Origin of the sequence: Pimelobacter simplex (genome assembly GCF_900114845.1) — a bacterium.
GTDB classification, from domain to species: Bacteria; Actinomycetota; Actinomycetes; order Propionibacteriales; family Nocardioidaceae; genus Nocardioides; species Nocardioides simplex.
Genome location: NZ_FOUK01000001.1, coordinates 860,154 through 882,589 on the forward strand (window position 1 = coordinate 860,154; position 22,436 = coordinate 882,589).

At 72.6% G+C, this 22,436-nt stretch carries 21 protein-coding genes; 10 read left to right on the forward strand and 11 right to left on the reverse strand.

What is annotated here, in order from left to right:
- The first annotated feature begins 12 nt into the window (after positions 1 to 12).
- From BM223_RS04085 to BM223_RS04100, 4 genes are read left to right on the forward strand one after another with little or no spacing between them, the layout of a single operon-like run.
- Entirely contained in the window at positions 13 to 1,254 is a 1,242-nt protein-coding gene (locus BM223_RS04085; RefSeq protein WP_052139418.1) for a TRAP transporter substrate-binding protein, read from the forward strand.
- Complete coding sequence (locus BM223_RS04090) at positions 1,251 to 2,417, forward strand: acyl-CoA dehydrogenase family protein (RefSeq protein ID WP_038681433.1); 1,167 nt, start codon at positions 1,251 to 1,253, stop codon at positions 2,415 to 2,417. The genes BM223_RS04085 and BM223_RS04090 overlap by 4 nt, the downstream gene beginning before the upstream one ends.
- Positions 2,417 to 2,887, forward strand: coding sequence for a MaoC family dehydratase (locus BM223_RS04095; protein ID WP_038681431.1), 471 nt, complete (start codon positions 2,417 to 2,419; stop codon positions 2,885 to 2,887). The genes BM223_RS04090 and BM223_RS04095 overlap by 1 nt, the downstream gene beginning before the upstream one ends.
- A complete protein-coding gene (locus tag BM223_RS04100) occupies positions 2,884 to 4,866 on the forward strand; it encodes an FAD-dependent oxidoreductase (RefSeq protein WP_038681429.1) in 1,983 nt (660 codons plus the stop codon). The genes BM223_RS04095 and BM223_RS04100 overlap by 4 nt, the downstream gene beginning before the upstream one ends.
- A 10-nt stretch (positions 4,867 to 4,876) precedes the next feature.
- Here the strand turns inward: BM223_RS04100 and BM223_RS04105 are convergent, their stop codons facing one another.
- Genes BM223_RS04105 through BM223_RS04120 form a run of 4 tightly spaced genes read right to left on the reverse strand, consistent with a single transcriptional unit; the run spans position 4,877 to position 8,620 of the window.
- A complete protein-coding gene (locus tag BM223_RS04105; protein WP_200887009.1) occupies positions 4,877 to 5,851 on the reverse strand; it encodes a zinc-binding dehydrogenase in 975 nt (324 codons plus the stop codon).
- Positions 5,836 to 6,645 carry a crotonase/enoyl-CoA hydratase family protein gene (locus BM223_RS04110; protein ID WP_038681426.1) on the reverse strand — a complete coding sequence of 270 codons (810 nt, stop codon included), beginning with the start codon at positions 6,643 to 6,645 and terminating at the stop codon, positions 5,836 to 5,838. Before BM223_RS04110 ends, BM223_RS04105 begins: the two co-directional genes overlap by 16 nt.
- Positions 6,642 to 7,400 (reverse strand): SDR family NAD(P)-dependent oxidoreductase, encoded by a 759-nt coding sequence (locus tag BM223_RS04115; protein ID WP_038681424.1) that lies wholly within the window; start codon positions 7,398 to 7,400, stop codon positions 6,642 to 6,644. The genes BM223_RS04110 and BM223_RS04115 overlap by 4 nt, the downstream gene beginning before the upstream one ends.
- 23 nt (positions 7,401 to 7,423) lie before the next feature.
- Positions 7,424 to 8,620, reverse strand: a complete 1,197-nt coding sequence (locus BM223_RS04120) for a thiolase family protein (RefSeq protein WP_038681422.1) — start codon at positions 8,618 to 8,620, stop codon at positions 7,424 to 7,426.
- A 101-nt stretch (positions 8,621 to 8,721) separates the two neighbouring features.
- On the opposite strand from BM223_RS04120, the gene BM223_RS04125 reads away from it, so the two are divergent.
- From BM223_RS04125 to BM223_RS04140, 4 genes are all read left to right on the forward strand, one after another.
- The gene (locus BM223_RS04125; RefSeq protein ID WP_200887008.1) at positions 8,722 to 9,876 is read left to right on the forward strand and encodes an acyl-CoA dehydrogenase family protein; all 1,155 of its coding nucleotides are present in this window, start codon (positions 8,722 to 8,724) and stop codon (positions 9,874 to 9,876) included.
- Positions 9,877 to 9,942: 66 nt separating this feature from the next.
- A complete protein-coding gene (locus tag BM223_RS04130) occupies positions 9,943 to 11,070 on the forward strand; it encodes an acyl-CoA dehydrogenase family protein (RefSeq protein WP_038681419.1) in 1,128 nt (375 codons plus the stop codon).
- Positions 11,070 to 11,819: an SDR family NAD(P)-dependent oxidoreductase gene (locus BM223_RS04135; protein ID WP_038681417.1), complete on the forward strand. Its 750-nt coding sequence runs from the start codon at positions 11,070 to 11,072 to the stop codon at positions 11,817 to 11,819. The genes BM223_RS04130 and BM223_RS04135 overlap by 1 nt, the downstream gene beginning before the upstream one ends.
- 37 nt (positions 11,820 to 11,856) lie before the next feature.
- On the forward strand, positions 11,857 to 12,657 hold the full coding sequence (locus BM223_RS04140; RefSeq protein ID WP_038681415.1) for an amidohydrolase family protein: 801 nt from the start codon (positions 11,857 to 11,859) through the stop codon (positions 12,655 to 12,657).
- Positions 12,658 to 12,891: 234 nt separating this feature from the next.
- Here the strand turns inward: BM223_RS04140 and BM223_RS29665 are convergent, their stop codons facing one another.
- The 7 genes from BM223_RS29665 to BM223_RS04175 form a co-directional block, all read right to left on the reverse strand.
- On the reverse strand, positions 12,892 to 13,038 hold the full coding sequence (locus BM223_RS29665) for a GIY-YIG nuclease family protein (RefSeq protein ID WP_082003779.1): 147 nt from the start codon (positions 13,036 to 13,038) through the stop codon (positions 12,892 to 12,894).
- Positions 13,039 to 13,147: 109 nt separating this feature from the next.
- On the reverse strand, positions 13,148 to 13,888 hold the full coding sequence (locus BM223_RS04150; protein WP_038681413.1) for a FadR/GntR family transcriptional regulator: 741 nt from the start codon (positions 13,886 to 13,888) through the stop codon (positions 13,148 to 13,150).
- Between the two features lie 66 nt (positions 13,889 to 13,954).
- A complete protein-coding gene (locus BM223_RS04155; protein ID WP_200887007.1) occupies positions 13,955 to 14,941 on the reverse strand; it encodes an alpha/beta hydrolase fold domain-containing protein in 987 nt (328 codons plus the stop codon).
- Entirely contained in the window at positions 14,934 to 16,136 is a 1,203-nt protein-coding gene (locus BM223_RS04160) for a CaiB/BaiF CoA transferase family protein (protein ID WP_038681410.1), read from the reverse strand. The genes BM223_RS04155 and BM223_RS04160 overlap by 8 nt, the downstream gene beginning before the upstream one ends.
- A gap of 14 nt (positions 16,137 to 16,150) precedes the next feature.
- Complete coding sequence (locus BM223_RS04165) at positions 16,151 to 17,758, reverse strand: flavin-containing monooxygenase (RefSeq protein WP_038681408.1); 1,608 nt, start codon at positions 17,756 to 17,758, stop codon at positions 16,151 to 16,153.
- Between the two features lie 129 nt (positions 17,759 to 17,887).
- Positions 17,888 to 18,898 (reverse strand): hypothetical protein, encoded by a 1,011-nt coding sequence (locus tag BM223_RS04170; protein WP_038681406.1) that lies wholly within the window; start codon positions 18,896 to 18,898, stop codon positions 17,888 to 17,890.
- 60 nt (positions 18,899 to 18,958) lie between these two features.
- Positions 18,959 to 20,569, reverse strand: coding sequence for a fatty acyl-CoA synthetase (locus tag BM223_RS04175; RefSeq protein ID WP_038681404.1), 1,611 nt, complete (start codon positions 20,567 to 20,569; stop codon positions 18,959 to 18,961).
- 58 nt (positions 20,570 to 20,627) lie between these two features.
- On the opposite strand from BM223_RS04175, the gene BM223_RS04180 reads away from it, so the two are divergent.
- Positions 20,628 to 20,969, forward strand: a complete 342-nt coding sequence (locus BM223_RS04180; RefSeq protein WP_038685235.1) for a DUF2200 domain-containing protein — start codon at positions 20,628 to 20,630, stop codon at positions 20,967 to 20,969.
- Between the two features lie 85 nt (positions 20,970 to 21,054).
- Positions 21,055 to 22,335: an HNH endonuclease signature motif containing protein gene (locus tag BM223_RS04185; protein WP_038681402.1), complete on the forward strand. Its 1,281-nt coding sequence runs from the start codon at positions 21,055 to 21,057 to the stop codon at positions 22,333 to 22,335.
- The last annotated feature ends 101 nt before the right edge of the window (positions 22,336 to 22,436 follow it).

The following is a 22,436-nucleotide window of genomic DNA, read 5'->3' on the forward strand; positions in this document are numbered from 1 at the left end:
GGTGGCCGCAACATGTTCCCACTGCGGAAGGGGCGGCGCCGCGGCGTCGTGCTCGCCGGACTGACCGTCGCCTCGCTCGCCCTCGCCGGGTGCGCCGGCTCGTCGGCGACCGAGGAGACCAACGCGGGCGGCGCGAGCATCGAGTACGGCGCCGACAAGTCGGCGTACGCCGAGGCGCTCGCGGACATGGAGCCGGTCACCCTGGCCATCCAGTCCACCGGCCCCAAGGGCTCGGCCACCGGCCGCCGCTTCGAGGACTACGCCGCCGCCGTCGAGGACTGGTCGGACGGCAAGATCAGCTTCGAGTTCACCTACTCCAACGGGATGGCCCCGCCCGACGAGGTCCACCTCGCGCTCTCCGACGGACGTCTCGACATCGGCTCGGTGATGCCGGCGCTCGTCCCCGGCGACCTGCCGGCCGCCAACGCCCTCGGCGACCTCAGCCACCTGGGGCGGCAGACGCCCGTCGACTGGATGCTCCAGTGGCACGGGATCATGCTCGACCTCGCCGCGGCCGCCCCCGACGTCGCCGACGAGTACGAGGAGCACGGCATGAAGCTGCTGCTGCCGGCCTTCGGGTCCGGCGCCTACATGCCCTACTGCGCCGACCCGGGCACGTCGGCGTCGGCGCTCGACGGGCGCGGTGTCGCCAGCCAGAGCAAGGTCCAGAACAAGGAGGCCAAGGCGCTCGGCATGACGCCGACGTCGATCAGCTACGCCGAGATGTTCGAGGGCCTCGAGCGCGGCGTGATCGACTGCGCGTACAGCACGGTCACCGGCGCCGCGCTCGGCGGCTTCATCCCCGCCGCCCCGCACGTCGCCTACGCCGAGGACGAGGGCTTCAACTCCCCGGCCGGCTCGATCGCGATCAGCCTGGCGCGCTGGAACGAGCTGCCGCTCGCCGCGCAGCAGCTGATGTACGACCGGCTCGACGTCCTCCTGCAGGCCAACTTCGAGGGCGCCTGGGAGAACACCGCGGCCGCGGTCACCGCGATCCACGACGCCGGCGGCGAGATGGCGCCCTTCGACGACGACGCGGTCGCCCGGCTGCGCGCCGTCCACGAGGCGGTCGAGACCGACGCCGCCCGCACCGCCGAGCAGGACTGGGCCGACCGCATCGACGCCCTCGGCATCGACGGCGTCGGCACCTCGTACGAGGACTTCCCGGCCTGGTACGCCCAGGGCGTCCCCGACCTCCAGCCCTACTTCGACGCCCTGTGGGACGGCGCGATGGGCGAGCGGCGGCCCTCGTGAACTTCGACACCGACCCGGTCCACGACGACATCCGGCAGGGGATGCGCGACCTGTGCGCGAAGTTCCCCGACGAGTACTGGGCCGAGCGGGACGAGAAGCACGAGTTCCCCTGGGACTTCTACAACGCCGTCACCGACGCCGGCTGGCTCGGCCTGACCATCCCCGAGGAGTACGGCGGCGGCGGGCTCGGCGTCACCGAGGCCGCGATCGTGGAGCGCGAGATCGCCGCGTCCGGCGCCGGGATGGGCGGGTGCAGCTCGGTCCACATCGGGATCTTCGGCTTCGAGCCGATCCTGCACCACGGCAGCGAGGACCTGAAGCAGCGCTTCCTGCCGCGGGTGCCGAAGGGCGACCTGCAGATCTCGTTCGCGGTCACCGAGCCCGACGCCGGCACCGACACGACGAACCTGTCGACCTTCGCCCGCAAGGTCGACGGCGGCTGGCTCGTCACGGGCAAGAAGGTCTGGATCTCCAACGCCCAGCAGGCCGAGCGGATGCTGCTGCTGGCCCGGACCACGCCCAAGGACCAGTGCGCCCGCCGTACCGAGGGGCTCACGGTGTTCTTCGCACCGGTCGACCGGGACCGGGTGACGATCCGGCCGATCCCCAAGATGGGCCGCAACTCCGTCGACAGCAACGAACTGTTCATCGACGACCTCTTCGTCGCCGACGAGGACGTCGTCGGCGAGGTCGGCCGGGGCTTCGAGGTGATCCTCACCGGCCTCAACGCCGAGCGGGTCGTCGCGGCCAACGCGATGCTCGGGATCGGCGAGGCGGCGCTGCGCCGCGGCGTCCGGTACGCGCAGGACCGGGTGGTCTTCGGCCGCCCGATCGGCCAGAACCAGGGCCTGTCCTTCCAGCTCGCGGAGGCCAGGATCCGGCTCGAGGCCGCCGACGCGGTGCTGCAGAAGGCGACCTGGCTGGTCGACCAGCAGCGGCCGTGCGGGGCCGAGGCCAACTACGCCAAGTGGCTGTGCGCCGAGGCGGGCTTCTACGCCGCCGACGTGGCGCTCCAGGTGCACGGCGGGATGGGCTACAGCAAGGAGTTCCACGTCGAGCGGTACTTCCGCGAGGCCCGGCTGATGCGGATCGCCCCGATCAGCCAGGAGATGGTGCTCAACTACGTCGCCGAGCACGTGCTCGGCCTGCCGAGGAGCTATTGATGCGGGGCCTGTACTTCGAGGAGTTCGAGATCGGGAAGGTCTACCGGCACGCCTTCCGGCGCACGGTGACCGAGATGGACAACGTGCTCTTCACGTCGTTGACGATGAACGTCGCGCCGATCCACCTCGACGCCGAGTACGCGAGGACGACGATCCACGGCCGGCCGCTGGTCAACAGCCTCTTCACCGTCGCGCTGATCGGTGCCTTCCACGTGCCCGAGCTGACGATGGGCACGACGCTCGGCAACCTGGGCTACGAGGAGGTGCGCTTCCCGGCGCCGGTCTTCCACGGCGACACGCTGCGCGGCGAGACCACCATCGTCGACAAGCGCAGGTCGGAGAGCCGGGACGACTCGGGGATCGTGTGGTTCGAGCACCGCGGCTACAACCAGGACGACGTGCTCGTCATGTCGTGCAAGCGGGCCGGGCTGATGCTCCGCACGCCGGCCGCCGAGGTGGCGGCCCGGTGAGCGACGACCGCTACCCGCACGTCTTCTCGCCGATCACGATCGGCAGCATGAGCCTGCGCAACCGGGTGATGGTGCCGCCGCACGGCTCCGGCATCGGCAACCTGTGGGGGACCGAGGCCGAGGCCGAGGTGCACATGGCCTACTGGGAGTCGCGAGCCCTCGACGGCGCGTCGTGGATCGACGGCGTCCGCGGCCGGGTGCGCAACCCGGTCATCCCCGGCTTCGAGACCGGCGGCTACGGCGCCGAGACGCTCGGCAACTACCGCCAGCCCAACTACGTCGAGCGGGTCCAGGAGCTCGCCCACCGGCTGCACCGGGCCGGCGCTGTCGTGACCAGCCAGCTCACCGTGATCGGCGGCGTCCCGCAGTCGCCCGGCCGGGTGCTCAGCTCGCCGCTGACCAGCACGCGCCCGCACGTGATGTCGGTGGCCGACATCGCCGAGTACATCGATGAGTACCGCTACAGCGCCGAGCGCGCCCGCGCGGCCGGCCTCGACGGCATCGAGCTGCACCTCAACCACGACGACATGCTCGAGTGGTTCCTCTCGCCGCTCACCAACGACCGCGACGACGACTACGGCGGCCCGCTCGAGAACCGCGCCCGGTTCGCGGTCGAGGCGCTGCGGGCCGTGCGCGACGCGGTCGGCACCGACCTCACCGTCGGCGTCCGGTTCAACCTGCGCGAGGAGATGCCCGAGGGGTACGACGAGCAGGGCGGCCTCGAGGTCGCCCAGCTGCTCGAGGCGACCGGCCTGGTCGACTACCTGCACGCCGTCGTCGGCTCGCCGTGGGGCGACCCGAGCTACATCCAGCCGCAGTACTACGACGCCGCCCAGTGGTCGGGGCTCGCGGGCCGGGTGCGGGAGGCCGTCGGCCTGCCCGTCGTCTACGCCGGGCGGGTGACCACCGTCGACGTGGCCGAGCAGGTGCTCGCCGCCGGCCATGCCGACGTCGTCGGCATGGCGCGCGCCTACCTGGCCGAGCGGGACCTGCTCACCAAGGCCCGGTCCGGCCGATCGGTCGAGATCCGCCCGTGCGTGGGCGGCAACGACTGCATCAGCCGCCAGTACGCCGAGGGCCTGCCCTTCGGCTGCGCGGTCAACCCGCACGTGAAGACCGAGGTCTCCGGCCGCTGGGGCGAGGGCACGCTCGGCGTCGCGGCCGCCCCGCGCGACCTCCTCGTCGTCGGCGCCGGCCCCGCCGGGCTCGAGCTCGCCGCGCTCGCCGCCGAGAGCGGCCACCGGGTGCGGGTGTGGGAGGCGGCCGACCGGGTCGGCGGCCAGCTCGCCACGGCCGCACAGGCCCCCACGTTCGAGCGGTACGCCGAGTACCTCGCCTGGCAGTCGGCGCGCCTGGCACGGCTCGGGGTCGACGTGCGGCTGGGGATGCGGGCGAGTGCCGACGACGTGGTCGCCGCCGGTGCCGATGTCGTCGCGGTCGCCACGGGTGCCCGCCCGCACCGGCCCGCGCTGCCGGGCATCGACCTGCCGCACGTGGCCGACGCGGCCGACGTCCTCGCGGGCACGGCGGAGCTCGGGCACCGGGTGCTCGTCGTCGCCCGGGACGACCACCTGCCGCCGCTCACCGTGGCCGACCTCCTGTCGGAGCGCGGCCACGACGTCACGCTCGTCTACGGCGCCGCCCAGCCCGGCCAGTTGCTCGGCCGCTACATCCTCGGCGGCATCCTCGCCCGGCTGCACCGGCGCGGGGTGCACTTCCGGCAGCTCGAGGAGGTCCGCGCGATCCGCCCCGACGGGGTCGACGTCCGCCACGTCTACACGTTCGCGACCACGGCGCTCGACGGCGTCGACTCGGTCGTGCTCGCGTGCGGTGCCGACAGCGACGCCACCCTGCACGCCGAGCTGGTCGGCCGGGTGCCGGAGCTGCACCTGCTCGGCGACGCCTACGCCCCGCGCCGGCTCTCGTTCGCGACCCGGCAGGCCTACGCGCTCGCCGAGCTGCTGGCGGCCACCTCGTGACCGCCGGCGCTCAGGGGTAGCGCGCGACGACCCGTCCGGTCACCTCGCCCGCGTGGAGCCGGGCGAGGGCGGCCGGGATGTCGTCGAAGCCGATCAGCTCGAGCGCGGGGAAGAGCTCGCCGCTCGCGAACATCGCGTAGACGGCGGCGATGTCGTCGACGGTGCCGCCGCGCGAGCCGAGCAGGGTGACCTGCTTGAGGATGAGCGCGTTGGTCGAGATCGTCGCCTCCAGCCGGCCCATGCCGACCTGGACGACGCGCCCGTGCTCGCGGACGACGTCGATCGCCGCGGCGGTGGTCGTGCCGAAGCCGGCGAAGTCGACGACGACGTCGAGCCCGGCGTCCGCGAACGCGGTGATGTCGGCAGCCACGGCATGCACGCCCAGGGAGCGGGCCATCGGCCAGAGCGCCTCCTTGGGCTCGGCGGCGTAGACCTCGGCGCCGCGCAGCACCGCGATCCGGGCGCCGACCTGGCCGAGCCCGCCGAGGCCGATGATGCCGACCTTGTCGCCGGGGCCGACCTCGCCGCGCACCACCACCGCCCGGTACGGCGCCCGCCCGGCGTCGGTGCCGGCCGCGGCGAGCTCGAACGAGAGCGCGTCGGGGACGGCGACCAGGTCGGCGGGCAGCGCCACGACGTAGGGCCCGTAGCCGCCGTCGCGGCCCAGGCCGGGGCGGGTGGCGCCGGCCGGGTTGACCGCGACCCGGTCACCGAGCGCCCAGCCCGTGACGTCCGGGCCGAGCCCGGCGATCACCCCGGCCACCTCGTGGCCGAGGGTGAGGGGGAACGGGCCGACCCGCTCGGTCCAGGTGGCGTCGTGCAGGATGCCGACGTCGGTGTGGCACAGCCCGGCCGCGCGCACCTCGACGAGCACCTCGCCCGGACCGGCGGCGGGGACGGGCACCTCGTCGAGCCGCAGCGGCTCGCCGGTGCCCGTCATCCGCCAGGCCTGCATGGTGCGGGTCGCGCTCAGCGTCCCGTCCACCGGGGCGCCCGCTTCTCGACGAACGCGAGCGCGCCCTCCTTGGCGTCGGCCGACTCGCGGATCGGGTTGACGAACGCCTCCTGGCGGTCGAACTTCTCGGCCAGCGGCCAGTCCGCCGAGCGGACCAGGACCTGCTTGGACGCGGCCAGCGCGAGCGGGGCGTTGGCGGCGACCTCGTCGGCGAGCGCGAGCGCGACGTCGAGCGCGCTGCCCGGCTCGGCCAGCCGGTTGACCAGGTGGCACTCGGCGGCCTCGGTGGCCGGCCACATCCGGCCGGTCAGGACCAGCTCCATCGCGAGGTGGTAGGGGACCCGGTGCTGGAGGCGGAGCAGCCCGCCCGCGGCCGCGGTGAGCCCGCGCTTGACCTCGGGCAGCCCGAACTTGGCCGCCGACGACGCGACGACCAGGTCGCACGAGAGCACGATCTCGAAGCCGCCGGCCAGCGCGTAGCCCTCGACCGCCGCGATCAGCGGCTTGGTCGGCGGCTGCTTGACGAGCCCGGCGAAGCCGCGACCCTCGACCACCGGGCGCTCGCCGCGGGCGAAGCCCTTGAGGTCCATGCCCGCGCAGAACGTCCCGCCGGAGCCGGTGATCACCGCGACGCTGAGGTCGTCGCGCTCGTCGAGCACCTGTAGCGCGTCGGCGATCTGGTGCGCCATCGCCATCGACATGGCGTTCTTGGCCGCGGGCCGGTTCATGGTCAGCACCAGGACCCGGCCGCGCTCCTCGACGAGGAGATCGGGCTGCTCGACCTGCTCGACCTGCTCGACCTGCTCGACCTGCTCGGCGCTCATCGCGGGCTCATCCGGATCGCGCCGTCGAGCCGGATGGTCTCGCCGTTGAGGTAGGGGTTCTCGACCACCTGCTGGGCGAGCATCGCGAACTCGTCGGGCTGGCCGAGGCGGGCCGGGTTGGGCACCTGGGCGCCGAGGCCGTCGCGGATCTCCTGGGAGAACCGGGCCAGGATCGGGGTGTCGAAGACGCCGGGCGCGATGGTGTTGACCCGGATGCCCTTGGTGGCCAGGTCGCGCGCGGCGACCAGGGTCATGCCGACGACGCCCGCCTTGGCCGAGGCGTAGGGGATCTGGCCGATCTGGCCCTCCCACGCGGCGACCGACGCGGTGAGCACGCAGACGCCGCGCTCGCCCTCGACCGGCTCGTTGCCGGCCATCCGGGCGGCGGCCAGGCGCAGCACGTTGAACGTGCCGACGAGGTTGATGTCGATGAGCTGCCGGTAGAGGTCGAGGTCGCCGGGCGCGCCGTCCCGGTCGACCAGGCGGACCGTGCCGCCCTTGCCCGCGCAGTGCACGAGCGCGCGCAGCGGCCCGTGCTCGACGGCGAGGTCGAGCGCGGCGTCGACGCCGGCCGGGTCGGTGACGTCGGCGACGGCGAACGAGCCGCCCAGCTCGACGGCCAGCTCCTTGCCGAGCTCCTCGTTGAGGTCGAGGACGACGACGTGGGCGCCGGCGGCGGCCAGGCGCCGCGCGGTGGCGGCGCCCAGTCCGGACGCGCCGCCGGTGACGAGAGCCGAGGCTCCGGTGAGGTTCACGATTCCTCCAGGGTGGGGAGCGGTCAGAGCCGCTCGATGAGGGTGGCGTTGGCCATGCCGCCGGCCTCGCACATGAGCTGCAGGCCGAAGCGCTGGTCGTTGTCCTCCAGCGCGTGGAGCATGGTCGTCATCAGGCGCGTCCCGGACGCGCCGAGCGGGTGCCCGAGGGCGATCGCGCCGCCGCGCGGGTTGACCCGGGCCGGGTCGACGTCGAACTCGGCGAGCCAGGCCAGCGGCACCGGCGCGAACGCCTCGTTGAGCTCGATGTGCTCGATGTCGGCGAGCGCGACGCCCGCCCGGTCGAGCACCTTGTGGGTGGCCGGGATCGGGCCGGTGAGCATGAGGAGCGGGTCGTCGCCGACCACCGCCATGCTGTGGACGCGGGCCCGCGGGGTGAGCCCGAGCCGGTCGGCGTGGGCCCGGGACATGACGAGCAGGGCGCTCGCCCCGTCGGTGATCTGCGAGGAGTTGCCCGCGGTCACCGACCAGTCGATCTCGGGGAACCGTGCGGCCAGCTCGGGGGTCTCGAAGACCGCGCGGAGCTCACCGAGCTTGGCGGACGTCGTCCCGCGGCGGATGGTCTCGTCGCGGGCCACCGGTCCGCCCGGGGTGTCGACAGCGATGACCTCGCGGTCGAAGGCGCCGGAGTCCTGGGCGGCGGCGGCGAGCTCGTGGGAGCGCACGGAGTAGTCGTCCAGCTCGGCGCGCGAGAGCTTCCAGCGGGCCGCGACCAGCTCGGCGGCCACACCCTGGGAGACCAGGCCGGGCGCGAACCGCTCGGCCACGCGGACGCCATAGGGGTCGGCGCCCATGCGGGCCGAGCCCATCACGACCCGGCTCATCGACTCGACGCCGCCGGCCACGACCACGTCGGCCTGGCCGGAGGCGATCGCCTGGGCCGCGAAGTGGACCGCCTGCTGGCTCGAGCCGCACTTGCGGTCGATCGTCGTCGCGGGCACGTGCGCCGGCAGCCCGGCGCCGAGCCAGGCCATCCGGCCGGGGGTCGCGGACTGCTCGCCGACCTGCGAGACGCAGCCGACCATGACGTCGTCCACGGTGCCCGGGTCGAGCGCGGGGGAGCGCTGCAGGAGGGTCTCGATCGTCTGGGCCAGCAGGTCGACCGGGTGGACCTCGGCGAGGGCGCCGCCGGTCCGCCCGCGCCCGCTGGGCGTGCGCACCGCGTCGACGATCACGACGTCGGTGGGGCTGTTCTCCGTCACCCCTAATGCTTATCATGATATTCATCAAGTGTCACCAGGTGCTTGACAGGATCCCCTGCGGTGAATCTAGGATAATGATTACAACCGTGAAGGAGGATGTCGTGACCCACGACGAGTATGCGGAGATCCGGCGGCTCGCTGCCCAGGTCGCGAGCGAGGTCTACGGACCGCTGGCCGAGCAGATGGACGTCGACCGCACGCCCATCTCGCAGGAGCAGCGGAGGCAGCTCGGTGAGCTCGGCTTCCTCGGCATCGCGCACCCCGAGGAGTACGGCGGCTCGGGAGCGCCGCTCGCCCAGGCCCTGGCCGTGGTCGAGGAGTTCGGCAAGGTCTGCCGCCCGGCGGCCTTCCAGGTCTTCGAGGCCAACACCGGCCCCGCCCAGGTGGTCAACCACCTCGGCACGCCCGAGCAGAAGGAGCGCTGGCTGCCGGCGATCATCTCGGGCGAGAAGACCATGGCGGTCGGCATCTCCGAGCCCGACGCCGGCTCCGCCGCGACCGACATGCGCACCACCGCCAAGGTCACCGGCGCGACCGTCGTGATCAACGGCAACAAGCGCTGGATCTCCAACGGCGGCGAGGCCGACCAGTACGTCGTCTACTGCCGCCTGTCCGACGCGCCCGGCGCGAAGGGCATCGGGGCGGTCGTCGTCGACAAGGGCACGCCGGGCTTCTCGTTCGGCGCCGGCGAGCGCCTGATGGGCTTCCGGGGCATCCCGTCGGCCGACCTCTACTTCGACAACGTCGAGGTGCCGGTCGAGAACATCGTCGTGCCGGCCGGCGGCTTCGGCAAGCTGTTCGGCGTCTTCTCCATCGAGCGGATGGGCAACACGACGATGAGCCTGGCGATCGGCCAGGCCGCGCTCGACAAGACCCTGAAGTACGTGCAGGAGCGCGAGCAGTTCGGCAAGCCGCTCATCGAGTTCCAGAGCATCCAGGTGATGGTCGCCGACATGGTCCTCCAGGTCGAGGCCGCCCGGCTGCTGCGCGACGAGGCCGCGGCCTCGGTCGACGCGCAGGGGATGCCCGACCCGCTCAAGGTCTCGCTCGCCAAGTGCACCGCCAACGAGATGGGCAAGCGGGTCACCGACCTGGCGATGCAGATCCACGGCGGCAACGGCTACACCGAGGAGTACGGCCTCGAGCGGCTGCACCGCGACGCCCACGGCTGGGCGATCGCCGGCGGCACCCCGGCCATGCAGCGCATCCGGATCGTCTCCGAGGTGCTGGGCCGCAAGTTCGACCAGCGCCGCTGAGCCGCGCCCACCTGCGTACCGACCGCCGCTACTGACTGCCGCCCCCGCGGCAGGGAGGATGGATCCATGTTCGACCTGAGCCCGGAGCACCGGGAGATCCAGGCCACGGCGCGCGCGCTCGCCGCCGCCGTCGAGCCGTTCGCCGACGAGGCCGACGAGTACGTCGAGGTCCACCCCAAGGTGCGCGAGCTGCTGGCCGAGAGCGGGCTGGCGCGCCACGTCGTCCCGGCGGCGTACGGCGGGGCGTCAGAGACGCTCGACCCGCTGACCCTCGCCGTCGTCCGCGAGGCGCTGATGTACTCCTCGGCGCACCTCGACTCGATGTTCGGCATGCAGGGCGTCGGCAGCTACTCGCTGGCGGTGGGCGGCTCCGACGAGCTCAAGGCGCAGTGGCTGCCCAAGGTGGCCGCCGTCGAGGCGATCGCCGGGCTGGCGCTGACCGAGCCCGACGTCGGCTCGGACCTGCGGGCGGTGACGACCACGATGGTCGCCGACGGCGACGAGCTGGTGGTCAACGGCCGCAAGTCGTTCATCACCAACGGTGGTGCGGCCGACTTCTACTGCACCCTGGTCCGCGAGGGCGAGGGCTGGTCGATGGTCCTGGTGCCCGGCAACGCCCCCGGTCTCTCGATCGAGCGCGGTGCCGACCTGATCGCGCCGCACATCCTCGGCGAGCTGACCTTCACCGACGTCCGGGTGCCGGCGGGCAACCGGCTCGGCGTGCCCGGCAAGGCGTTCTCCCTGATGCTCCAGACCCTCGCCGTGTTCCGCGTCACCGTGGCCGCGTCCGGCGTGGGTCTGGCCCAGGCCGCGCTCGACGAGGCCAAGGCGCACGCCCTCGCCCGCGAGCAGTTCGGCCGCCCGCTGATCGAGCTCGGCGCGGTCGCGCAGAAGCTCGCCCAGTCGTGGACCGACGTCGAGGCCGCGCGGGCCTTCGTCTACCGCGCCGCGGCGCTGGCCAAGGACGACCCGCTGGGTCACCTCGACTACTCGTCGATGGCGAAGGTGCACGCCACCGAGGCGGCGGCCGCCGTCGTCGACCGGTCGGTGCAGACGATGGGCCGCTTCGGCCTGGTCCGCGGCTCGAAGATCGAGCGGCTCTACCGCAACGCCCGCCCGCTGCGGGTCTACGAGGGCGCCACCGAGGTGCTCCTCGACTCGCTCGCCCGGCGCCTGGCCAAGGGAGCCCGCTGATGGACCTGCGGCTCACCGACACCGTCGTCCTCGTCACCGGCGCCAGCCGCGGCCTCGGTGCCGCGATGGCGCTGGCCCTGGCCGCCGAGGGCGCGTACGTCGTCGCGGCCGCCCGCTCCAAGGACAGCCTCGCCGAGGTGGCCGCCCAGGGCGGCGGGCGGATCTCCGCCGTCGAGGTCGACCTGCGCGACGAGGACTCGGTGCGCGCGCTGGTCCCCGAGGTGCTCGCCCGGCACGGCCGGATCGACGGCCTCGTCAACAACGCCGGCATCGCGCCGGCCGGCAAGTTCGCCACCCAGGACCCCGAGATCTGGAAGGACGCGCTGACCGTCAACGTCATCGCGCCCATGCTGCTCGCCCAGGCGGCCGGCGTCCGGATGATCGAGCAGGGTGGCGGCCGGATCGTCAACGTCGCCTCGACCACCGGCCTGCGCGGCAAGCCGTTCCTGGTCCCGTACTCCACCTCGAAGGGTGCGGTCGTCCGGTTCACCGAGGCCCTCGCGGCCGAGTGGGCCGGCAAGAACGTCCAGGTCAACTGCATCGCCCCCGGCGCCTTCGTCACCGACGCGCAGAAGGCCGTGACCGACTCGCCCGAGCTGCACGCCAAGCGGATCGCGAAGATCCCCGCCGGCCGGATGGCCGACCCGTCCGAGCTCGTGCCGCTGACCTGCCTGCTGGTCTCGCCCGTGTCGGCCTTCACCACCGGTGCGACCTTCGTGGTCGACGGTGGCGAGTCCGGCAAGCTCTGACCCTGCTCCGTCCCGCCTCCGCCGAAGGAAGCCCGCGATGATCATCGACGCCCACGCCCACGTCTGGCCCGACAAGATCGCCGAGATCGCGCTCTCCGCGAACCGGCTGCCGGACCTCAACGCCCGCGGCGACGGCACCGTCGACGGCCTCACCGCCGACATGGCCGCCAGCGGCGTCGAGATCAGCTGCTGCCTCGGGATCGCCAACGAGGCCCGCCACGTCGACTCGGTCAACCGCTTCGTCGCCGGCCTGACCTCGGCCACCCGCTTCGGCTTCGGCACCGTCCACGTCGGCCTCTCCGCCGAGGAGAACCTCGCCAGCCTGCGCCGGCACGGCGTCCGCGCGGTGAAGATCCACCCGCTGTTCCAGGGCTTCGGCCTCGACGACCCCCGCCTGTGGGAGATCTTCGAGGCCATGGGCGACGAGTTCGCCGTCATCACCCACGTCGGCGAGGGCGGCACGCCCGAGACCAACCGGCTCTCGAGCCCGCGGATGATCCGCGACATCGCCACCCAGTTCCCCGGGCTGCGCCTGATGGCGTGCCACTTCGGCGGCTACAAGATCCTCGACGACGCCGAGGAGATGCTCGCGGGCGCGGACGTCGTCCTCGAGACGAGCTGGCCGCCCAGCCTCAGCACGCTGCGTCCCGAGCGGGTGCGCGACCTGATCCGCAAGCACGGCGCCGAGCGCGTCGTCTTCGGCTCGGACTGGCCGATGACCAGCCCCGCCGAGGAGATCCGGGCGATCGACGCGCTCGGGCTCACCGACGACGAGACCAAGAAGGTCCTCGGCGGCACCCTCGCGGGCGTGCTGGGGATCGACTCGCCCTGGGCCTGACGCCCCGCCGCCCCCGCAGGTCGAGCTTGTCGAGATCATCCGGACCCCGTAGGTCGAGCTTGTCGAGACCGGATCGGCGACAAGCTCGACCTACGGGAGGACGTTGCGGGATCGAGCCAGGAGCGGAAGGTCGTGGCTCCGGCCCTCGATCAATGCTCTGCGCTTGGCACGTCCCCATCCCTGGATCTGCTTCTCACGCGCATATGCGGCATCGATGCGACTGTAGTGCTCGTACTAGACGAGGACGACCGGTCGCCGGCGTCGGGTGTAGGCGGCTCCGAGTCCGAGCTGGTGCTGCGAGACGCGGCGCTCCAGGTCGACGGTGCTTCCGACGTAGTACGAGCCGTCGGCGCACTCGAGGATGTAGCAGTAGGCATTCATCGCGCCACGACCGGACCTGGCTGCGTGGATGTCGAGTGCGTCGGATCAGCCTGTGGAGAAGGTGGTGCTTCGGTCTCGACAAGCTCGACCTGCGGGTGGGCGGCGCCGGCTACGGGCCGGTGCCCCACACGATGGGCGCGGCGAGCACGTCGGGGAACTTCTTCTCCGCGTACTTGAGGTACTGCTGGATGTGGTCGGCCATCGCGTCGGCCGAGGCAGCGGGGTCGCGCTCGGCGATCGCCTCGTAGATGCTCAGGTGGGCCTTGTGGACCGCCACCCGGCGCACCTCGGGGTAGTCGATGCCGATGGCCGAGCCGTCGAGGATGCCGAGCAGCGCGTCGACCAGGTAGCCGAACATCGCGTTGCCCGAGCCGTGCGCGATCACGTCGTGGAAGCGCTTGTTCTCCTCGAGGAACACCGACTGGTCGTCGAGGTTGTCGTGCATGTTGTCGACGCTGGCCTTGAGGTCGGCGAGCTGGACGTCGCTCATCCGCTCGGCGGCGAGCTGGGCCATCATCGGCTCGAGACCGCCGCGGGCCTCCGCGATGGTACGGAAGGGCGCGTTGGCGAACTGCAGGAGCAGGGTCAGGGACGTCGCCAGGCTGGTCGAGTCGGGGCTCTGGACGACGGGACCGCCGCCCGGCCCCGGCTTGAGGGCGATGACGCCCTGCAGCTCGAGGAAGCGCAGCGACTCGCGCAGCGTGCCGCGGCCCACCTCGTACTCCTCGAGCATGATCCGTTCGGGCGGCAGCCGGTCACCGACGGTGTTGCCCCGCCGGTTGATGTCGCCGACGATGCGCTGCGCGAGCAGCATCGCCGTCTTCTGGGGCCGCATCGGAGTGGCACTCATCGCTTCACCTCGGGGTTCGCCGGGTCCGGGTCCCGTTCCCGGGACTCGGCGGGTAGGGCTGCTGAATCATAGGCAGGAATTGGTCGGTTCGGGGTGCATCCGGGGGAGTACGGCGAGCCGTCGCGCCTGGGCGACGACCGCGGACCGTGCCTCCCGGGCCGCCGCGGAGACGGCCGTGAACCGGAGGAAGCCGTGGCCCAGCGTCGGGTGGCTGGCGACGGTGACCGTCCCGCCGGCGGCCGCGAGCGCCGCCGCGAAGGCCGCGCCCTCGTCGTGGAGCGGGTCGTGCCCGGCCAGGACGAGGTGGGTCGCGGGCAGGCCGCCGAGGGCGCCGGGGGTGGCGCGCAGCGGGGCCAGGTCGGTGCCCGGCTCCCTGCCGCGGGTGCGGCCGGGCGCGTAGTGGTCGAAGAACCACCGCATGTCCGCGGCGCCCATGGGGAAGGCCGTGCCCCGGGTCCGGTACGACGGCGTCTCGTCCGGCAGCCCCAGCACCGGGTAGAGCAGCAGCAGGAACGCTGCCGGGTGGGTGCCGCGCAGCGCGACCGCCGCGGCGAGGTTCCCGCCGGCGCTGTCGCCGCCGAGCGCGAGCGGCCCGGCGTAGGTGGCGTGCGCCCAGTCCCAGGCCGCCGCGAGGTCGTCGACCGGCGCGGGGAAGGGGTGCTCGGGCGCGAGCCGGTAGTCGACGCTGACCACTCGCAGTCCCGCGTCGTGGGCCAGGAAGCGGCACAGCTCGTCGGCGTAGTCGAGGTCGCCGGTCACCCAGCCGCCGCCGTGGGCGTAGACGAGGGTGGCGCTCGGCTCGCCGGCGCTCTCGTAGACGCGGACGGCGGGCCGCCCGCCGTCCGCGACGAGGTCGAGGTCGAGGTCGGTGACGGTGACGCCGGCGTCCGGACCCGCCGCGCAGAGCCGGTTCCCGGCGACCACGCGCTCACGGGCCTGGGCGGGGGAGAGGTCGACCATGGGGGCCTTGCCCGCCGCAGCCGCCGCGTCCCGCAGCGCGGCCAGCTCGGGATCCAGGTCGGCCAGGTCGGCCAGGTCGGCCAGGTCAGCCACTGACCACCCCGTCGGCCGCGAGCCGGGCGATCTCGTCGGCGCTCAGGCCGGCCGCCCCCAGCACGTCCGCGGTGTGCTCGCCCACGGCCGGCACGCCGTCGTACGACGGGCCGTCGAAGTCGCGCACGTGCAGGATCGGCCCGGGCACCAGGGCCTGCGCGCCGAGCGCGCTGCCGGTGAGCGCGGTCAGCGTGCGCTCGGAGAAGTGCGGGTCGGCGACGATGTCGCTCGAGTCGTTGACCGCGGCGGCGACGACCTCGAACTTGTCGAGGATCGCGAGCACCTCGTCGCGCGGGCGCTGCCGGACCCAGTCGACGACGATCTCCTGGAGCGACTCGTTGTTGGCCATCCGCGCCACGTTGGTCGCGTAGCGCTCGTCGGTCTGCAGGTCGATCCGGTCCATCGCCTCGAAGAGCCGCATCGCGATCGCCTGGTTGGAGCCGGCGATCGAGAGCCAGCCGCCGTCGGCGGCCTGGTAGATGCCGCGCGGCGAGGCGGCGCCGGAGGCGTTGCCGTGGCGCTGCATGATCTCGCCCGAGGACGTGTAGTTGAGCACCGCGTCGCCGAGGATGAACATGAGTGGCTCGTAGAGCGCGACGTCGACCTCGCTGCCGACGCCGGTGCGACCGCGGTCGAAGAGCGCCATCGCCGTGCCGTAGGCCGCGGAGATGCCCGCGATCGAGTCCGCGAAGCCGAACGGCGGCGCGGTCGGCGGCGTGTGCGGCCAGCCGTTGAGGAAGGCGTAGCCGCTGGCCGTCTCGGCGACGGTGCCGAAACCGGGGCGCTCGCGGTAGGGGCCGGTCTGGCCGAAGCCGCTGACCCGGGTCATCACCAGGCCCGGGTTGACGGCCTTGAGCTCGTCGTACGACATGCCCCAGGCCTCCATCCGGCCGGGCCGGAAGTTCTCGATGAGGACGTCGGCGTCCGCGACGAGCCGCTGCAGCACCGCGCGCCCCTCGGGCCGGCGCATGTCGATGCCCACCGAGCGCTTGCCGGAGTTGAGCCGGGCGAAGCCGATCGCCGTGCCCTCGTGGGCCGGCTGCCACTGCCGGGCGAAGTCGCCCTGGGCCGGGTCCTCGACCTTGATCACCTCGGCCCCGAAGTCGCGGAGCATCCGGCCCGCGGTCGGTGCGGCGTACATCGACCCCGCCTCGATCACCCGGATGCCGGCGAGGGGGCCCTGGGCTGCAGTCATCGTCGTCGTTCCTGTCAGTTGAGGGTGAAGCCGGCGTAGTCGTCGGCGGCGACCTGGTCGCACACGTCGCGGTAGTGGCCGACCCCGCCGAGGTAGAGCATGAAGACCCGGGGCTTGCCGGGGACGTTCGCCCCGACGTACCAGGAGTTCCCCTTCATGAAGAGGGTCGGCTCCGCGACGTCGTAGACCTCCTGGGTCCAGCGGTCCTGGGCCTCGGTATCGACCTCGGCACGGGTGATGCCGTTCTTGTACTGGTACTCGATGAAGTCGGTGATCCACTCGACGTGCTGCTCGATGGAGATCAGCATGTTGCTCAGCACCGACGGGCTGCCGGCACCCGCGACGACGTACAGGTTCGGGAAGCCGTGGGTGCCGATGCCGAGGAAGGTGCGCGGGCCGTCGGCCCAGGCCTCCGGCAGCGTGCGGCCGCCGACCCCGCGGACGTCGATCGCGAAGAGCGGCCCGGTGAGCGCGTCGAAGCCGGTGGCGGTGACGAGGACGTCGAGCTCGTGCCGGGCGCCGCTCGCGAGCACGACCGCGTTGCCCTCGACCCGGGTGATCGGGTCGTCCGCGACGTCGACGAGCTCGACGTTGTCGCGGTTGAACGTCGTGTAGTAGTCGATCTCGAGCACCAGGCGCTTCGAGCCGAACGGGTAGCCCCGGGGGCACAGCTTCTCGGCCGTGGCGGGGTCCTCGACGATCTCGCGGATGCGCTGCTTGACGAAGTCGCCGGCCTTCTCGGCGGCCTTCTCGTCGGTGCGGAAGTCGCGGTAGGCGGCGAGGATGTCGGGGCCGCCGCGCTCCCACAGCCCGTGGAAGGTCTCCTCCAGCGCGGCCGGGTCGACGTCCAGAGCCGACTCGGTGCCGATGTGCCGGTGGGTGCCGCCGGGGTGGTGCCGCGCGATGTCGCGGTACTCCTGGAAGCGCGCCTTGAGGTCGGCGACGTACGCCGGGTCGAGCTCGCGGTTGCGCGCGGGGATGGCGTAGTGCGCCGTCCGCTGGAAGACGGTGAGGTGCCCGGCCTGCTTGGCCAGCTGGGGCACCGCCTGCACGCCCGACGAGCCGGTGCCGATGACGCCGACGCGACGGCCGGTGAGCTCGACGCCCTCGCGCGGCCAGTCGCCGGTGTGGGCGAGGGTGCCGGCGAAGTCGGCGATGCCCTCGATCGCGGGCAGCTGCGGCGTGGAGAGCTGGCCGCTGGCCATCACGACGTGCCGGGCGACCAGCCGGTCGCCCTGGTCGGTGGTGACCCGCCACAGCGCGGCCTCGTCGTCCCAGTGCAGGGCGGTCACCCGGGTGTCGAAGGTGATCCCCGAGCGCAGGTCGAGCCGGTCGGCGACGAAGTTGATGTAGCGCAGGATCTCGGGCTGGGCCGGGTAGCGCTCGGTCCAGGTCCACTCCTGGACGATCGTGTCGTCGAACGAGTAGCAGTAGTCGACGCTCTCGATGTCGCAGCGGGCTCCGGGGTAGCGGTTGCGGTACCAGACGCCGCCGAGGTCGTCGTCGCCCTCGATGACGTGCACCGTCCGGCCCAGGGTGCGCAGGCGGTGCAGGCTGTAGAGACCGGAGAAGCCGGCGCCCACGACCAGGACGTCGAGCTCGGCGGGGGGTGTGGCACGCAACGTTCGAGTCCTCTCGGTTAAACAATGCGCATGAATATTAGCATTGCGTGAGAGGAGTCACAAGACCGGCCCGGCCGATCCGCCGAGGGTGCGGACCGACCGGGCCGGAGGCTTCCGGGAGCTGCCGGCTCAGCCGGTGCAGGCCAGGTAGCGCGCGGTGACCGTGCGCTTCTTGCCGTTCTTCAGGATGGCGGTCGCGGTGATGCTGGCGGGCCGTGCGTCGGCGACGGGGAGGTTCACGGCGCGGCCGGGGGTGAGCCGCTTGCCCTTGACCGTGGCGACCTTGCGGCCGTCGACCGTGAAGCTGACCGAGCGCAGCTGCTTGACCCGCTTCTTGGACGTGGTCAGCCGGGCGGTCGCGCCGTGGGTGGCGCAGGAGCGTGCCGCCGGCAGGCCGACGTACGCCGTGCCGGAGCCCGACGGGGCGGCCTCCACGGATCCGGCCGGGGCGAAGCCGATCGTGATGCTGCCCGACGTCCGCCCGCTGAAGGCACGGTCGATGCCGCGCTCGGCGGTGGCGCTCACGCTGACGCCGTAGGTGCCGGGACGCAGCAGGGTCCGGGTCGAGGAGGTGCCGTCGTTGTTGCCGCTGTAGATCCCGCGGTAGCCGTTGTCGGGGTCCTCGAGGTACGCCTCGACCTGGCCGACGCCCTTGCTCGTCGAGGTGAGCGTCACCCACGTCGGCCGGTCGAGGGCGACGACGGCGCCGGCGTTGACCCGGGCCGTGGCGTGGATCCGGCACGCGGACACCGGCTTCGTGCTGGTCGTCGTGACGGAGCCGGAGAACGTCGTGGTCAGGGAGCGGGGGAGGCCGCCGGACGTGGTGAGGGCGGTCCGCGCGCTGATGGCGGCCGTGTTGGTGATCCGGTCGCTGGCGTCCGCCGGTGAGTAGTCGGCGGTGATGGCGGTCGAGCTCGTCACGGCCGGACCGTTGGGGACCAGCGGGCTGCCGTCGTTGGTGGAGTCCGAGGGTGCGTTCTTGGTGCAGGTGCCGCCCCACAGGGAGGTGTTGGCCGAGACCTGGACCCCGGCTTCGGCGAAGCCGGCGGCACGGGCGGGCGCCGGGACGGAGGCCAGCACGGCGCCGGTGAGCAGGGCGGCGAGTCCGCCGCAGGCGAGGATTCGGGGGGAGCGCGTCATGGTGCGGACGCTAGGGCCGAGCGGCCCCGCGTCCGCACCATCGCGCCAAAGATCACCCGCTCAGTCGCCCGCTCCGGCCCCTGCCGCGTCTCCCGCGGCGAGGTCCGCGTGCGCGTCGCGGAGCTCGCGCTTGAGGATCTTGCCGCTGGGGTTCTTCGGCAGCGCGTCGGCCAGGACGACGTACTTGGGGGCCTTGTAGCCGGCCAGCATCGTCCGGGCGTGGGCCAGGACGTCGTCCTCGCTGAGGTGCGCGCCCTCCTTCGGGACGACGACCGCGGCCACCGCCTCGACCCAGCGCGGGTGGCTGACGCCGAACACGGCCACCTCGGCGACGTCGGGGTGGGTGTAGATCGCCTCCTCGACCTCGCGGCTCGCGACGTTCTCGCCGCCGGTCTTGATCATGTCCTTCTTGCGGTCCACGACGAAGAGGTGGCCGGTGTCGTCGAGGTAGCCGAGGTCGCCCGAGTGGAACCAGCCGCCGCGGAACGCCTCGGCGGTCTTGGCCTCGTCGCGGTAGTAGCCGAGCGTCGCGTGGGGGCTGCGGTGCACGATCTCGCCCACGGTGCCCGCGGGGACGGGCTCGTCGTTGTCGTCGACGATCCGGGTCTCGACGTTGAGCGAGGGGCGGCCGGCCGACCCGGCGAACGGGAGCTGCTCGTCGGGGCCGAGGATCGTCGCGAGCGGCGCCATCTCGGTCTGGCCGTAGAAGTTCCACAGCGCGACGTCGGGCAGCCGCTCCCGGAGCTCGCGAAGGACCTCGACGGGCATGGGGGAGGCCCCGTAGTAGCCCTTGCGCAGGCTCGACAGGTCGGTCGTGTCGAAGTCCGGGTGGCGCAGCAGCCCGATCCACACGGTCGGCGGCGCGAAGAACTTCGTCACCCCGTGCTCGGCGATGGTCCGCAGCACGGTCGCCGGGTCGGGCCCGGGCAGGATGATGCTGGTCGCGCCGAGGTAGACGTCCGTGCCGAGGAAGCAGTCGAGCTGCGCGCAGTGGTAGAGCGGCAACGTGTGCAGCTCGACGTCGTCGGGGCTCATCGAGCCGTCGAGCGCGCACGAGACGTACTGCCACATCAGCGAGCGGCTGCTCAGCAGCGCGCCCTTGGGCCGGGACTCGGTGCCCGACGTGAACATCATCCGGACCGGGTCGTCGTCCGCCATCGGGACGACGACCGCCGGCCCGTCGTGCTCCAGCCACGTCGTGAGGTCGGACCACCCGTCCGGCACGGGCGCGGCCGGGTCCCCGAGCCGGATCGCCTGACGGGTGCGCACCTGCGGGTCGCCCGCCGCCGCGATCGCCGCGTCGGCGACCGGCACCAGCGCGTCCTCGGCGACGAAACCCGCCGCCCCGCTGTGGTCGAGGATGAACGCGATCTCGTCGGCGCCCAGCATGAAGTTGATCGGCACCAGCACCACCCCCGCCCGCGCCGCGGCGAAGTCGAGCACCGCGAACTCCCGGCAGTTGTGGCTCAGCAGCGCCAGCCGGTCGCCCTTCGCCAGCCCGGCCGCCGCCATCGCCGCGGCCGTGCGCTCGACGTACGCATCGAGCTCGGCGAACGTCAGCCGGGTCCCGCGATCGACGATCGCGACCTTGTCCGGCACCCGCTGCGCCGTGCGCCGCGGGAGGTCGCCGAGAGTGTGCTGACGGGCCGAGGAGACATCGTTGTCGCTCATGCTGCGGAGGCTAGTCGAGGCCAGGTGGCGGGAGCGCGCTGCGACTACCCTCGTTCGGGTGCACCGGATCTTCACCACCAGCGTCGCGTCCGTCTACCCCCACTACGTGACCAAGGTCGAGCGCAAGGGCCGTACGCAGGCCGAGCTCGACGAGGTGATCACCTGGCTGACCGGCTTCGACGAGGCCGAGCTGCGTGCGCACCTCGACGCGGAGACGACGTTCCAGGACTTCTTCGCGGGCGCGCGGCTGAACCCGAACGCGGGGTTGATCACGGGGGTGGTGTGCGGCGTGCGGGTGGAGGAGGTTGAGGACCCGTTGATGCAGAGGATCCGGTACCTCGACAAGCTCGTGGACGAGTTGGCGAAGGGGAAGGCGATGGAGAAGGTGCTGCGGGGCTGACGCTGGTCTGTGCCGCCGGGCCGACTGCGGCCGGCCCCGGGGTTGGGCGCGGGTTTGTGTCGGACCCTCCTGATCTAATACGAGTATGACTTCGAGCGCCCTTCTCGCCGACCTCCGGGCGGAGGTGCGGGTGCGCGAGGAGTCGGTGGTGCGCGAGTGGGCGGGCATCGTGGAGTGGGCCGCCGGCAACACCGTGACCGGCCCGGGGGCGGGTGCGGCGACGATCCGGGACGGTTTCGTCGACACCGGGCTGCCGATCGCGGGCGAGGGCGCGCCGTTGGTGTCGGAGTTCGCGCTCATGGAGCTAGTGGCCGTGCTCGGCCGGTCGCCTGATGGCGGCCGGGTCTATGTCGGCCGGGTCTTGGAGTGCGCCTGGCGCCTCCCGCAGGTCTATGCGTCGGTCGTGGCGGGGCGGTTGGCGCCGTGGCGGGCTGAGCGCATCGCCGAAGCCACCCGCCCCCTCTGCCCCGCGGCCGCCGCGTTCGTCGACCGGCAGCTGTTCAACGCCTCCGGCGTGGGTTGGGCCCAGCTGGAGCGGTTGATTGCGGAGGCGGTCATCCGGTTCGACCCCGAGCGCTACGAGGCCGAGCGTGCGGCGGCGAGCGACCATCGCTATGTCGAGGTCGGGGCACCCGACGGCAACGGGCTGGTGTCGATCGACGGCCTCCTCGACGCCGCCGACGGTGCCGACCTCGACCAGGCGATCAGCCGCCGCGCCACGCTGCTGGGCCGGCTGGGCAACGAGGCGAGCCTGGATGTGCGCCGCTCCCAGGCCCTCGGTGACCTGGCTCGGAACGACCTCACGCTCGATCTCGGCGCGGAGGGCTCGCCTAGCCGCCGGGCCGTGCTGAACGTGCACATCACGGACACGTCCCTCGCGGGAAGCAACCCGGTCGGCCGATGGGACCAGCAGCCCGTGAGTGCGCAGCAGATCCGCGAGTGGCTGGCCCAACCGGGCATGTCGGTGACGGTCCGGCCCGTGATCGACCTGGCCGGGCATGTGCCGGTGACGGCCTACGAGATCCCCGACCGCCACCGCCAGCAAGTCGAGCTCCGCGACCACACCTGCCGCTTCCCGTACTGCACCAGGCCAGCGATGCGCTGCGACCTCGACCACGCCAGACCGCACGGCAGGGGCGGGCCCACGTGCCCGTGCAACCTGGTCCCGTTGTGTCGGCGCCACCACCGGGCCAAGACCCACAGCACCTGGCGCTACCAGGTCACCAAGATCGGCACCTACGTCTGGCGAAGCCCAGCCGGCTTCCACTTCGAGGTCAGCCACCGCGGAACACATCCCCAAGAGCACGCAGACTCCAGCGAAGACCCGGAGCCAGGGGTGTACCGGCAGCAACCCGACGCCCACTGAGCACCGCAACCAGGTACCTCAACCCCTGCGGCGCGCCACCACGCCATCAGGAGAAAGGCCCCGCACCAGACCGCGGTCGGTCCGGGCGGGGCCTCTACTGA